This window comes from Rhodococcus yunnanensis NBRC 103083, assembly GCF_001895005.1.
GTDB classification, from domain to species: Bacteria; Actinomycetota; Actinomycetes; order Mycobacteriales; family Mycobacteriaceae; genus Rhodococcoides; species Rhodococcoides yunnanense.
Genome location: NZ_BCXH01000003.1, coordinates 1 through 14,079 on the forward strand (window position 1 = coordinate 1; position 14,079 = coordinate 14,079).

The window sequence follows — 14,079 nt, forward strand, 5'->3', positions numbered from 1 at the left end:
CTCAGTCAAGCTGTCGCGGGGCTCATTGTCAAGGACCGAATGCGACCCAGCTCACAAAGAACCGCACCGTCGATCGAAGCTGTTCCACGCCTGGACAAGTCGGGCCTCGTGAGCGCATCCTGATCGAACGCGCGCGTCACCTGAGGACTCTCGCTCGCGAAAGATGCAGCATCGGCAGAGTGGGGCACCTCACAGGTAAGGATATCCATCGATCGGTCGGCCGACCACCTAGGGTCGACGTCAGTCCGTCGGGTGATCCGGGTTCGTGCCGACGTCCCAGGATCGATTCCGCCGGCGCGCCACCGGGCCCTGCTGTCCGGCATCGACCACCGACCGTGGAATCCACGTGGTTCAGCGATATCGGCCATCACCAGGTTGCCGATTCACCCGAAATGTTAGGAAAACCCTTGTTCGACAACTCCTTTACCCGGGCATTCGGTATCGAGCATCCTATTGTCTGCGGCGGCATGACCGCCGTCGGGACAGCGGATCTGATCAGTGCGGTGGCCAATGCCGGTGCGTTGGGATTCATCACGGCCCTGACGCAGCCCACCCCTGAGCTCCTTGCGAAGGAGATCGCCCGCTGCCGTGAACTCACCGACAAGCCGTTCGGTGTCAACCTGACCATCCTGCCGACCATCAACCCGGTTCCGTACGACGAATACCGCGACGCCATCATCGACAGCGGTGTCACCATCGTCGAGACCGCGGGTGGAAACCCCGAGCCACACCTACCGTCGTTCAGAGCGTCGGGCGTCAAAGTGATTCACAAGGCAGTGTCGGTGCGGCATGCAGTCAAGGCGGAGAAGATCGGTGTCGACGCGGTGAGCATCGACGGATTCGAATGCGCCGGGCATCCGGGTAGTGACGACGTTCCAGGATTGGTGCTGATCCCCGCTGCGGCCGCCGTCTTGAAGATTCCCGTCATTGCCAGCGGCGGAATTGCCACCGGATCGGGATTGGTCGCGGCGCTTGCTCTCGGTGCGTCTGCGGTCAACATGGGAACGCGGTTCATGGCCACGACGGAAGCGCCGATCCATCCGAACGTCAAGCAGCAGATTGTCGAGAACACCGAGCGCGACACCGTCGTCGTATTCCGAGAATTCGGCAACACAGCGCGTGTCGCCCGAAACTCCGTCTCCGAGGAGATTGCCGAACTCTCGCGGCGCGAAGGCGCGTCGTTCGCCGACGTCGCGCATCTTGCCAGTGGTGCGCGTGGTCGTGAAGAGGTGTACGGCAAGGGAGACGTCGAGGGCGGTCTCTGGTGGGCCAGCCAGGCGCAGGGGCTCATCCGCGAGGTAGCCAGCTGCGACGACGTGGTGCGCGAGATACTCGCCGAAGCGCAGCGCATCATCACCGACGTGCTTCCGCACCAGCTGCACAGCTGACCTCGACCTCGTCGAGATCGACGAGATGTATTCCTCTGCAGGCGACCGACCGTTGTCGGTCGCCTGCATCCGGCGTTTCCCGGTATCGGCTCGGGGCGTGGCGGTAGCTGCTCGGGGCGACGCGGTATCGACCGGTTGCCGAAAAATGGACCACTCGGCGAGCCTGCTGCCGCCACGTGTGGCACGGCGTCATCGCTCGCCACTTTGGGCATCTCGCTCAACTGGGTTTCGTATTCGGCCCTCGGACTGAACGATGTGCACATGTCGACGGTAAAGTGGGACGAATTCGTTCCAGAATGCAGGATTCACGGCACTTCAGCAGCAGTTTCTTGATGCTCACAATGTGAGATGGACGGCCGGATCGGCTTGCTGTTGCGTGGCTCACATAGCATGATCGGCAAAGCGAACAGGTGCGTCGTACCTCACCGAGATGCAAAAGGAGATCGCTGTGCCGACTGAATCGGGCTGATACCCATGAGGCAAATCGACAATTGGGCTCGACCGGATTCGATCCCACATTCCCTACGACGATTATGGCTATCCACGTGCATACACAACCGCTCGCAATCGCATCCATCGGAAGTTTCTACGCCGGCGGCAAACGCGTCGAGGTTTCGGGCAAACCGGTACGGCAGCTCCGACTCTCGCATGATCTCCCACACTACCCGTACGACCCCAACGGGACCTATTCGATCGATCACGCATACGTCAACTTCGTGATTCCGGCCGAACCGACCGGCCTTCCTGTCGTTTTCGTGCACGGCGGCGGATTGACGGGCTCGATGTGGGAAACCACTCCCGACGGCAGGCCGGGCTGGCTCACCGCCTTCCTCCGCGCCGGGCATCCGTGCTACATCGTCGACAATGTCGAGCGAGGGCGCGCCGGGTGGTGCTCACTCGAAGGGCAATGGGAAGGCGAGCCCGTACTTCGGACGGAAGCCGAGTCCTGGACGACGTACCGCATCGGGACCGCAGAAGGGTATGAGACCCGAACCCCTTATGCCGGTTCGAAATTCCCGGTCGAGTATCTGGCGGAGGCGAGTCGCCAAGCGGTACCACGCTGGGTCACCAACAACTTTCGCGCGATTGCTGCATTGGAGGCCGTGATCGAACGCGTCGGCCGCAGTGTCGTGATCTCCCACAGCCACGGAGGCGGCATCGCCTCGCACGTGGCGAGGAACCTCCCCGATCTCGTTGCCGCGTCAGTTCTGCTCGAGCCCAACGGTTTACCCGATGTCGACACCGACGTGGTCCCGGGGCCACAGGTGATCGTCCGTGGTGACTTCATCGACGAAAGCCCCGTGTTCAGTGAACTGGCGGAGCGCTGGGACAAGTATCTCCAGAAGTCGCGTGCGGCCCACTGGCCGGTGGAAATGGTCAAGCTGGCGGATGCCGGATTCCGCGGAAGTTCGCACAACATGATGATGGACTCCAACAGCGACGATATTGCGGAATTCGTGACGAAGTGGATAGAACGCAATTCCTGAAAAGCCGAAACTCTTCACTGCTGAATACATTCGCAGTTCGCTCGCTATGAAAGAAAGATTCTTCGCATGACAGAAGCTAATCCGTCGGGATTCTCGCCTGTGAAAGATCCCGGACGACAAACGTTCATCGGCGCTCGACTCGAGAGACTTCCGGTTGGCCGCTGGCATCACAAACTGGCGCTGGTGGTCGGACTCGGAGTCTTCTACGAGCTGTTCGAAGTGTTCATGGGAGGAGTGCTCGCAGCGGTCCTGACACCGATCTGGGGTTTGAGCACCGTCGAGAAGAGCGTCCTCATCGGTTCGGTGTTTCTGGGAATGTTCGTCGGCACGAACGTTCTCGGCCGACTCGGCGACCGTTACGGACGACGCCGCATGTTCTTCGTCAACCTGGGCATCTACCTTGCCTTCACCATCCTTGCGGCATTCTCTCCCAACGTGTGGATCCTGGCTGCCTGCAGATTCCTGGCCGGTACCGGCGCGGGAGCGGAGGCAGCCCTGATCGACGCCTACATCAGCGAGTTCGTGCCGAAGTGGGTGCGAGGGCGTTACGTGTCATTGACCCTCGTGTTCGGCATGCTCGCGTATCCCCTGGTGGCGCTGCTCGGCGCCCCACTCGCTCGGACCACCTTCCTCTGGGACGGTTGGCGCTGGCTTCTGCTCGCAGGTGGCTCCGGTGTACTTCTGATTCTGTGGATGCGTCGCCGTCTGCCCGAGTCGCCACGCTGGCTCGTATCGCAGGGTCGATACGAGGAAGCAGAACAGGTGTTGTCCGGCATCGAGAACGAGATAGCGCGGAACGAGAAGGTCGAGCTGCCTGCGTACGAGAGCATCCCGGATGCACCGGGCCGTCGCGACACGGTGTCGTTGAAGACGCTGTGGGAACCAGCGCATCGCATCCGAGTGTTCGTCATCAGTGCACTGTGTGTCTTCGGCACACTGGGGTACTACGGATTCAGTTCGCTCGCCCCGATCATCCTGCTCTCCAAGGGTTTCGACATCGTTCAATCGCTGACCTTCACGGCAGTGATCGGAATCGGATATCCACTCGGGGCGCTCGCATCCTTCCTCTTGTCGGATCGGGCGGAGCGAAAGCACCTGCTGGTGTACTCCGGCATCATCCAAGCCGCACTGGGACTGGTGTTCGGCTTCGTCACACAGTCCTGGGCCATTCTCGCCGTCGGATTCGTTCTCACGTTGTTCGCCAACCTGTTCTTCGCCCTGGCCCACATCTATCAGGCGGAGGTGTTCCCGACCTCCATCCGCACCACTGCCATCGGCTTCGGCTACGGACTCGGTCGTCTTGCCGCGGCCATTCTGCCCTTCGTCGGCCTCGCGATACTCGATGCCTTCGGGGCCGTCGGGCTACTGTCCGGCAGCGCACTGATGTTCACCCTCTGTGTCATCGTGGTCGGACTGCTGGGGCCGCGAACCACCGGAAAGACATTGGAAGAAGCCGCTTGACATCACCGAGCGGGTAAACAGCTGTGACGATGACCGGGCGAGTCGAACACGACGCGCCCGGTCATCGTCGATCGAGGGCGTCGACGAGGTGCGAAGTAATCGACACTGTCGACGTACGTCAGGGTGCGGGTCTGCGGTCGATACGCACGACGCCGGGAAGGCGGTAGATCCTCTTCCTGAGCAGCTCCACCTGCTGTTCCGTGCCGGTGCAGATGTAGTCGACCAACCAACGGTCCTGCTGCGCCGTGGTTCTCGATTCGAACCTCGATACCCCGTACTGGGGGAGTTTCACAACGTGCGCGATCTTGACGACGCCCGTGAACCCTCCATCGACGACCACGCGGTGCGCAGAAGTGCTCGTCGACACTGCGACCGGACTGGGCATGTGGGGTATCGGCGGAGGCATCACGAGCGCCACTTCCTTTCGGTTCGAATCGTGGTGCGGCGCATCGCCGGCCGGTGCTCACTCACGGCAGTGCCGGGGTGGTTGCTGCGATTGCGCCGAAGGGCGAGCGTGTCTCGACTGACGAGCAGTAGCCATCGATTCCGCGAGTAGGCATCGAAGATATCAGAAACCGAGACGCACGGAGTATGTGTCTTCGGCGGTGGGTTCTCGGTGAAGATCCGGGAGCGACCGACCGGGCGTTGACTGCCGTCGGTCTCGTTTCGAAATCCCATAGTGTGGGAGACGCCCTCGTAGAAGTCCGTTTATGTATCCCACTGGATGGGATCGACGTGGATGACCGAGAATTTTTTTCAGCTCGGTCGACGGGGTAGGTCGGCGCCGCGACGCCGTCGCAGCGTGTCGTTTCGATCAGCTCGGCGCCGATTGCGCGGTGCTGATTGAGCACTTCAATCAGCAGACTCGGCGGCGTCGAGGATTTCGAGATTCGGCGGCCCGCGGTACGGGCTGGATGGGCGTCTCAGGAACTGGGAACGTGATCCCGAAGCGGTTGCGCGAGCACGCTTTTCTCTCCTACGCTTTCGTCGAACGTTGTCGGCCGATACGCCGACGCCAGGACGGAGTGGCGAATCACGGTGTGCCCCCGCACTCCGTCGTCAGGCTGCGGGTCCTTCTGGATTCCACGTATCTGCATTCGAAATCGGTGCCAAGCAAGGAGAACTCGACGATGGAACAGTCACACGAAGGTCCGCTCGCGGGGATCAGGGTTCTGGAACTCGGCAGCTTCGTCGCTGCGCCCTTTGCGACCAGAATTTTTGCCGACTTCGGCGCCGATGTCATCAAGATCGAACGGCCCGACACCGGTGACGAGCTGCGGGGATGGCGACGGTGGCGCGGAACGACGTCGATGATGTTCAGGACGATCGCACGGAGCAAGCGATCCGTTTCCCTCGATCTTCGAACTCCCGAGGGCGCGTCGACCATCCTGGATCTGATTCGCCGGTCCGACGTCGTCATCGAGAATTTTCGGCCGGGAACCCTCGAACGGTGGAATCTGGGGCCGGACCGGCTTGCCGAAGCCAACCCCGACATCGTCCTGGTCCGCATCTCGGGGTACGGCCAGACCGGTCCGTATCGACACAAGGCCGGATTCGGCGGCGTTGCAGAGGCTTTCGGAGGTCTGCGACACATCACGGGATATCCGGATCGAGAGTCCGTCCGGGCTGCGGCCCCGATCGGAGACGTTCTGGCAGGACTGCACGGCGCGATTTCCGCCCTGGTCATGCTGCTCGCACGATCGCGAGAGGGCAACCACGAACGCCCGACCGTCGCAGACGTCGCACTCTACGAATCGGTGTTCATGGCAACGGAATCGCTCGTGCCGGATTACGACGCGTACGGCATCAACCGCGAGCGGACGGCGGGGAACTTGCCCGGAGTAGTGCCGAGTGGGGTCTACCAGTGCCGCAACGGTTCGGTGATGATCGCCGGAAATTCCAGCAACGCCTTCTCTCGTCTCATGCGCGAAATCGGGCGCAACGATCTTGCCGACGATCCCGCACTGATCGATGGGGCGGCACGCTACACACGAGAAGCGGAACTCGACGACGCCATCACGTCCTGGACCATGCAGCGTGACCTCGACGATGTGGTGGCCGAACTCGACACCGCTGGTGTGCCGGTGGGTGCAATCCTCAGTGCCGCCGACATCGTCGACAACGAGCAGTTCGCGAGTCGAGGCATGCTCCAGAGCGTCAAGATCCGCATCGAGGACGAGTTGGAAGAGGTTCGATTGCCGGGTGTCGTCCCGCAGTTCGACGGCCAGGCGACGTCTATTCGGTGGGCCGGACCCGAACTCGGTGAGCACACCGAAGAGGTTCTGGCCGGCCTGCTCGACTACGACATGGAACAGATCAGCCAGTACCGCGGTAAGAACGTGATCTGACGTCTCCGCACGCACTCGGATCAACCGAACAATCTCGATCGAGGGAACCCAATGAGCACTAGCAGCGTGGTAATCACCGACGTCGTTCTCCGCGACGGCCTCCAGGACGAGGATGTCATCGTCGCGACAGCGGACAAGGTCGCAATCGCCGAGTCCCTGATGGCAGCAGGCGTCACCAACATCGAGGCAGTCTCGTTCGTCTCACCGCTTCGTGTTCCGCAGATGGCGGACGCAGACGAACTGATGCAGGCACTGTCCGAGCGTCGAAACGATCGAGTCCGGTTCAGCGTACTTGCGTTGAACGGCAAAGGCGTCGAGCGTGCCGCAGCATCAGGTGCGGACCTGATCGAGATCGCCGCATCGGCCAGCCCGAGCCACAGTCGCGCAAATGCGGGCAAGACATCCGAGCGGGCCTTGGCAGACCTGGCCGATGCACTCGTCGAATGGCCGGAGCGCACGTTCATCGGTGCGGTGTCGACCGCGTTCGTATGTCCCTTCGACGGCGTGATCTCCTCCGCCCGTCTGGTGGAGGTGGTGAAGTCGCTTGCCGCCATGGGTGTCGAGCGAATCGGATTGGCGGACACGCTCGGAACTGCGACGACCGATCATGTGCTGCGGTCGGTCGACGCCGTTCGGGACGCGGTCCCGGAGGTCGAACTCGGACTACATCTTCACAACGCCGATGGGCAAGCGCTTCAGACTGCTCTGGCGGCCGCGACGGAGCTCGAGATCGTGCACTTCGACAGCGCGATCGGCGGATACGGGGGATGCCCCTTTGCTCCCGGTGCGCACGGAAACGTCGCAACAGAGGAACTCGTCGCGCACTTCCACAGCAATGGCATCGACACCGGAATCGACGAACGAGCACTGGCAGTTGCGGTCCGGACGGTGCAGTCGACCATTGCCCGTTCCCCGGCACACACGTGAATACTCGCCTACCGGCTGGAGGAAAACCAATGACCTACGATCCCAGGCAGCGCGATCGCGCCGACCTCGAATTCGGTTTCACCCCGACACATTCGGCCATGACTCAGTTCGTCACCCCGGATGGCGTCATGACGGACGCAGGGCTGCGGCACGGGCTCGACATCGACCTGGCGCGGACACTGTACCGAGATATGGCCAGAGCCAGGCGCGTCGACCAGGAGGCATTCTCGCTTCAGCGGCAGGGTGAGCTGGGTCTGTGGTTGCAGTCGTGGGGACAGGAAGCAGCCCAGGTCGGGTCCATTCACGCACTGGCCGAGGACGATTACGTCTTTCCGTCGTACCGAGAGCACGCAGCCGCACTGGCACGGGGCATCGAGCCGGCGGAACTGCTCACTCAGTGGCGCGGTGCAACGCACGCCGGCTGGGATCCGGAGAAGTACAAGTTCCACTATTACGCGCTGGTTCTCGGTACCCAGACGCTGCACGCCACCGGATACGCGATGGGATGTCGTCTCGACGGCGGTGATTCCGTTGTTGCAACGTACTTCGGTGATGGTGCCGCCAGCCAGGGAGACGTCAGCGAGGCCTTCAACTGGGCCGCCGCACGGAGTCTGCCGGTGCTGTTCATCTGCCAGAACAATCAGTGGGCGATATCGACTCCAACGGACCTGCAGTACTCGGCCCCGATTCACCAGCGAGCCGCGGGATTCGGGTTGCGCAGTTTCCACGTCGACGGCAACGATGCGCTCGCAGTGCACGAGGTGACGAGGACGGCCGCCGAGCTGGTGCGGAAGGGCCACGGCCCGGCACTGGTGGAAGCGGTGACGTTCAGAATGGCCGGACACTCCACCTCAGACGACCCGAACCGCTACCGCGACGCCGCCGAGTTCGACGCCTGGGAAACACGAGATCCGCTGCGCCGCCTACGCCTGGTTCTGGAGAAGAACGGAACCACCGCGCAGTACTTTCACGATCTGGACGCCGAATTGGACGAGTTGGCGGTCGAAGTGCGTGCTGCGTGCCGAGCCATCACGGCTCCGGATCTGGACAGTGTGTTCGAGAACGCCTACGCGGACCCTCACCCCGGCGTGATCGCCGAAAGAGCCTCACGCAGAACCTATCTCGACGCCATGAAAGCCGGTGTGTGACATGAGCCTGACCACGACGCGCAGGACGGCTGGGCCGCTGGCCGACTCAGGAGTGCAGACATTGACTCTCGGGAAAGCACTCACCGCGGGCCTACGCCGCTCGATGCGCGACGACGACAGCATCGTTCTCATGGGAGAGGACATCGGTGCGCTCGGAGGCGTATTTCGCATCACCGACGGACTTCAGAAGGAATTCGGAGACCAGCGAGTGATCGACACTCCGTTGGCGGAATCGGCGATTGTCGGTACCGCCATCGGACTCGCCTTGCGCGGCTATCGACCTGTCTGCGAGATCCAGTTCGACGGGTTCGTCTATCCGGCCTTCGACCAGATCGTCTCGCAACTGGCGAAGATGCGTGCACGCTCCGGCGGGCGAACCAGGCTGCCGATCGTCATCCGAATACCGGTGGGAGGCGGCATCGGTGCAGTAGAGCACCACAGCGAGTCCAACGAGGCCTACTTCGCCCACACTGCTGGGCTGCGCGTGGTGTCGTGCGCGAGTCCCGCCGACGGCTACCGCATGATTCGCGCGGCCATCGCCAGCGACGATCCGGTGATCTTCTACGAACCGAAGCGTCGGTACTGGGACAAGGGCGAGGTGGATCTCGATGCAGAGCCGGCTTCGCTCAACCGAGCACGGGTGTGGCGCACCGGATCCGATGTAACCCTCGTGGCGCACGGCCCCACGGTCAAGACCGCGATCGCCGCCGCGGAGGCCGCGGAAGAGGACGGATATTCCGTCGGTGTGGTCGACCTGCGCACCATCTCACCACTCGACATCGAGACACTACGGCGGTGCGCCGAATCCACCGGCCGCATGATCGTGATCCACGAAGCATCGACGTTCCTCGGAATCGGTGCGGAGATCGCGGCAGCGGTCACGGAGGCGTGTTTCTATTCGCTCGAGGCTCCGGTTCTGCGGGTAGGCGCGTACAACCTCCCGTACCCGCCTGCCAAGACCGAAGACGAATTCCTACCCGACGTCGATCGCGTGTTGGACGCGATCGAAACGTCGCTCGAGTACTGAGGACACGATGAACAGCTCGCAGCAGTTCGCTCTTCCCGATGTCGGTGAAGGTCTCACCGAGGCCGAGATCACGGCGTGGTTCGTCAAGGTGGGCGACGTCGTCGCGATCAACGACACGATCGTCGAGATCGAAACCGCCAAATCCGCCGTCGAACTCCCTTCTCCCTATGCGGGGGTGGTGCAACGCCTGCTGTTCGAGGAAGGCGACACCGCGGAAGTCGGTGCACCGATCATCGAGATCGGGCCCGCCGGGACGACGGTGCAGGCGGAGCCTGCAGCCCCGACAGTTCTCGCAGTGTCGACGGAGACGGCGATCGACGAGGATGCGCCGCAGGTGTTGGTCGGCCCAGGGCCGACCGAGGCCGCAGCCAGGCGCCGCACGCTTGCGCCACACGGTGCGCGTGGCCGAGCAGCTGCATCGGTAGGAGGGGGATCGGCAGAGGGTGCATCGGGAACGGGCGGCAACAGCGCGCGCGCAACGCCTCCCGCGCGTCTACTGGCCAAGACGCTGGGAGTCGATATCGATGCTGTGGCCCGATCGACCGGAAAGACGGTGACACCCGGCGACGTCGAAGCAGCGGCGACTGCCGTTCGAGAGCCGAGTGAGATCGCGGTCTCCTCCTCCGATGTGCGCGAGAGCCGTATCCCCATCCGCGGTGTACGCAAGATGACGGCCGAGGCGATGGTTCGCTCGGCCTTCACCGCGCCGCACGTCACCGAATGGTTGACCGTCGATGTCACACCGACGATGCAGCTTCTGTCGCAGGTGAAGGAGGATCGGTCCTGGAGCGGGGTGCGAGTCAATCCACTGGTACTCGTCGCTCGCGCATTCTTGCTGGCTGTCAAAGCGTTTCCGGAGGTGAACGCTACCTGGGACGAGAGTGCTCGTGAGATCGTCGTCAAGCATTACGTGAACCTCGGTATCGCCGCGGCGACGCCGCGCGGACTGATCGTGCCGAACATCAAGGATGCCCACGAACTCGATGTGCGCGGACTCGCGCATGCACTGTCGGAACTGGTCGCCGTCGCTCGGAGCGGTAAGACGCCTCCGGCGGACATGGCCGACGGCACCATCACGATCACCAACATCGGAGCGCTCGGTGTCGACGCGGGCACTCCGATTCTCAATCCAGGGGAGTCGGCCATCCTCGCCTTCGGCACTATCCGGCAGCAGCCGTGGGTGGTGGACGGCCGGATCGAGATCAGGCACGTCACCCAGTTGGCGATGTCCTTCGATCACCGACTTGTGGACGGGGAGCTCGGCTCTCACGTACTCGCGCGTACGGGAGCGTTGCTGTCGAACCCCGGCGTGACGCTCCTGCATGTGTGAATCGATGCATGTGGATGTAGAGGTTTGTCACTGCCCGCGTCGGATTGTTGCCGCTACGAGCTGACCGGGGGTGAACAGCTGAGGTGCGTGCCGAGAGAAGACGGCCCACCCTTGGCCTTCCGGTCCCATCCCCAGGTAGGCGTTCGCCTCGTTGTGGTCCTCGCCGATTCTGACCGACGGGTCGTCCGGGGAGTCGAGGTCGACCGTATTCAGATGCGGCGTAGGCGAATCGGCGTCGAAGGACTCGATCAGGTACGACGAGTAATCGCTGCGATTGGACAGTGCGGCGAGTCGAGTGTTGACGGGATCCGAGGTCATCGTTGCCGCGATCAGCACATGGCCTGCCTCGGCGGCGATGATGTTGGCGTGAGTGTGCGAGTAGGTGGCACCGATGGGCATGATGTTCACCGGTGGCGACCATGTGTGGGCACGATCGTGTGATGTGGACAGATAGAGCTGCGCGTCGTTGTCGTCGACCCACACCGTGTACAGGGTTCCCTCCCGGTCGACCGCCACTCGTTGCTGGCCGTAGAGCGACAGACAGGTGAGTGAGCCGGGAACCGGTTCCTGACGCCAATGAGCGCCGAAATCCTCACTCACCGCGATCATCTGGCGGCACACGTCGGCGGGGTCGAACGGATAGGTCTGGTCGAGGACTCGTGCGGGATCGAACCCGAAGAACTCGGGATAATCGAAGTACACGGTTCCATCGGGAGCGATGACGCCTGCCCCTGCCTCGGTGCTCACCGCGGCGAGCTGGCTCATGCGCTCCCACGACTGCCCGCCGTCGAGAGACCGATAGACCACTCGCTGTCCGCTGACGGGGCGCGATCCGACGCCGAAGTAGTAGGTCGCGCTCGGGTAGGGGTTCCCCTCGGGCGCCGGGCCGGTGACGATCTTTCCCCAGTCGTACGTATCGCATGCGAACGGGTGACTGGTCCATGACTCGCCCAGGTCGTCGCTCCAGGAGACGACGGCGCCCGATACCCCGCCGCACGCCGGTACCTGCAGAGATGTCACGTAGTACACCCGGTCGGTGCGCGGATCGACGTGAACGTAGCCGTGGCCGCCCGTCGTCTGTGCACTTGCTGCCGCGTCGGGGACCGGTATGTCCGTCCAGGTCGCACCGTCGTCGGTCGATCGGAGGACGCCGCGGGTGGCACGGGCGATGAACAAGGTCCCGTCCCGTGCGACCTGAATCGACGGCGACACGTCCTGTGCGCCCGTGGGATACGTGCACCCCTCGGTATCGGTAGGGGTAGGGGACGGACTGCGGTCGATGCCCTGCTGTGTTGTCGGCGCGCAGCGCGGAGGCGGCGTTCCTGGTTCGTCGGCAACGGCGACGGGTGCATGGAGCGAAGCTCCGGCAAGGGCAAGCACGCACAGTGCGACGAGAATGCGTGGCGTCGTTCGGATCCGCCCGAACCGCTGGTAGCCGATCACGAGCCGCTGCCCGCAACCGGAATCAGTCGACCGACGACACCTTCGCCATCACCGGAGGGGCGCGTTGCCGCGAACGCCGCCCACAGCGAACCGTCCGGTGCCCACCGCGGCATCGTGTACTCCTGAATCCCGTTGGCCCAGCAGCACGGCTCGGTCATCAACGGTGCACCTGGTGGGGTGACGGCGGCCGAAGCGAACGTCGGCGACGGCTCCGTCGCGTCATCGGAGACGGCGAGATAGCCGGTCCAGGTGAGTTTGTCGGTCGAACCGTAGTACGACAGACCGATTCGTCCTTCCGGGGTTGCGACGACAGCAGGCATCACCGCCTGCACCACTGCTGGTGCCGCGAATTGCTTGCCCGCCGACCATGTTCGACCACCGTCCGAGGATGTTGCGAGCCGCGGCAGATACGAGCCGCTGTCGATCCACACCACGTACAGGTTGCCCTCGGCGTCCAGCGAAATCGAGTCGCTGAGTTGGGAGGCCGACAGTTCCGCGGGCACAGGGTTGATCCGGCCGCCGAGATTCTGTGGCACCCAGCCGGGTGACCCGATCGCGTCGACGATCGATCGGAGACCGCCGGTGTGGCTGTCGGGAACGGAGTGTCGGATCCAGGACGCACCTTCGTCCTTCGACACCGCTACCTCGAGCCGACCGCACGCGCTGACGGTCATGTAGATGGTTCCGTCCCGCGGGTCGACGACTCCTCTGCCGTGGCCGATGCCGGGCGTGAAGAGCGGATCGGGGCACGGCACGGGGACGATGTCCGGCCCGGATTGCTGGAAGGTCGATCCGCCGTCGCGCGAGGTGTAGCAGCGCGTACCCGAGGTCAGCCCGGTCGGCACCGTCCAGTTGCAGTAGTAGATGTTGGTGGGATAGCCGCCGGCCCGAGGCTGCACGGGTGGTCCGGAGAACAGGCGCGGCCAATCGCCGGGAAACTGAAGGTTCGGTTCGATCGTGCCCGCGGTCCAAGTCCGTCCGCGATCGTCCGTGGCGAACACCGGGCCGGATCCGACACCGGTGTAGAAGAAGCGATCGGTGACCGGGTCGCGGTAGCCGTCGGCCAGATCAGGGGTGGTTCCAGGAGGCAGTACTCGGCGCTCCCATGTTGCTCCGTCGTCCTCGGACACCGCGATCCCGGTGGGACCGGTTGTGACCGTCCGAAGCAGGGCGCCGTCGGAGTCGATGGCCAGCCCGGATTCGCCCGTCGTCATACCCGTGTCGACCAGGCATGGTTCGAAGGCGCTCGTGCCTGCGACCTGGATGTTGTCGCGGTGGCTGACGGTACTACGGCCAGGATCACACCCCGGCGCCTGCGCCGGTTCGGCCTGGGCCGGAATCGACAGGGACGTACAAAGCAGAATCAGCGGAACGGTTGTGACGATCCACCGAACCATCCGTGTGCGCACAATCAATTCGATCCCCCCCGGTGACCAACGAGCAATACACCGGGAAGAGTAAACCAATCAAGGCCGAATATATCGAAATAGTTACAATTTATTTTCGATCGGATGAAGGCA

Annotated in this window: 11 protein-coding genes; 8 read left to right on the forward strand and 3 right to left on the reverse strand. The window is 63.2% G+C overall.

Annotated features, from left to right (window positions below):
* Positions 1–392: 392 nt before the first annotated feature.
* From RY1_RS06375 to RY1_RS06385, 3 genes are all read left to right on the forward strand, one after another.
* Positions 393–1,388 carry an NAD(P)H-dependent flavin oxidoreductase gene (locus tag RY1_RS06375; RefSeq protein ID WP_072803040.1) on the forward strand — a complete coding sequence of 332 codons (996 nt, stop codon included), beginning with the start codon at positions 393–395 and terminating at the stop codon, positions 1,386–1,388.
* A gap of 545 nt (positions 1,389–1,933) precedes the next feature.
* On the forward strand, positions 1,934–2,875 hold the full coding sequence (locus RY1_RS06380; protein ID WP_169914583.1) for an alpha/beta fold hydrolase: 942 nt from the start codon (positions 1,934–1,936) through the stop codon (positions 2,873–2,875).
* Positions 2,876–2,941: 66 nt separating this feature from the next.
* Positions 2,942–4,336 (forward strand): MFS transporter, encoded by a 1,395-nt coding sequence (locus tag RY1_RS06385; protein ID WP_072802725.1) that lies wholly within the window; start codon positions 2,942–2,944, stop codon positions 4,334–4,336.
* Between the two features lie 118 nt (positions 4,337–4,454).
* On the opposite strand, the gene RY1_RS06390 is transcribed toward RY1_RS06385, so the two are convergent.
* Positions 4,455–4,721, reverse strand: a complete 267-nt coding sequence (locus tag RY1_RS06390) for a hypothetical protein (RefSeq protein ID WP_139279743.1) — start codon at positions 4,719–4,721, stop codon at positions 4,455–4,457.
* Between the two features lie 745 nt (positions 4,722–5,466).
* Between RY1_RS06390 and RY1_RS06400 the strand changes: the two genes are divergently transcribed.
* The 5 genes from RY1_RS06400 to RY1_RS06420 are packed head-to-tail and all read left to right on the forward strand — an operon-like array spanning position 5,467 to position 11,116.
* Positions 5,467–6,684: a CaiB/BaiF CoA transferase family protein gene (locus RY1_RS06400; RefSeq protein WP_072803041.1), complete on the forward strand. Its 1,218-nt coding sequence runs from the start codon at positions 5,467–5,469 to the stop codon at positions 6,682–6,684.
* 51 nt (positions 6,685–6,735) lie between these two features.
* The gene (locus RY1_RS06405) at positions 6,736–7,611 is read left to right on the forward strand and encodes a hydroxymethylglutaryl-CoA lyase (RefSeq protein WP_072802728.1); all 876 of its coding nucleotides are present in this window, start codon (positions 6,736–6,738) and stop codon (positions 7,609–7,611) included.
* Between the two features lie 29 nt (positions 7,612–7,640).
* Positions 7,641–8,759 (forward strand): thiamine pyrophosphate-dependent enzyme, encoded by a 1,119-nt coding sequence (locus tag RY1_RS06410; RefSeq protein ID WP_072802729.1) that lies wholly within the window; start codon positions 7,641–7,643, stop codon positions 8,757–8,759.
* 1 nt (position 8,760) lies between these two features.
* Positions 8,761–9,786, forward strand: a complete 1,026-nt coding sequence (locus RY1_RS06415; RefSeq protein WP_072802730.1) for an alpha-ketoacid dehydrogenase subunit beta — start codon at positions 8,761–8,763, stop codon at positions 9,784–9,786.
* A gap of 7 nt (positions 9,787–9,793) precedes the next feature.
* Positions 9,794–11,116, forward strand: coding sequence for a dihydrolipoamide acetyltransferase family protein (locus RY1_RS06420; protein WP_072802731.1), 1,323 nt, complete (start codon positions 9,794–9,796; stop codon positions 11,114–11,116).
* Positions 11,117–11,143: 27 nt separating this feature from the next.
* Here RY1_RS06420 and RY1_RS06425 read toward each other — a convergent pair whose 3' ends face one another.
* Entirely contained in the window at positions 11,144–12,559 is a 1,416-nt protein-coding gene (locus RY1_RS06425; protein WP_072802732.1) for a sialidase family protein, read from the reverse strand.
* The gene (locus RY1_RS06430; RefSeq protein ID WP_139279744.1) at positions 12,556–13,968 is read right to left on the reverse strand and encodes a sialidase family protein; all 1,413 of its coding nucleotides are present in this window, start codon (positions 13,966–13,968) and stop codon (positions 12,556–12,558) included. The genes RY1_RS06425 and RY1_RS06430 overlap by 4 nt, the downstream gene beginning before the upstream one ends.
* Between the last annotated feature and the right edge of the window lie 111 nt (positions 13,969–14,079).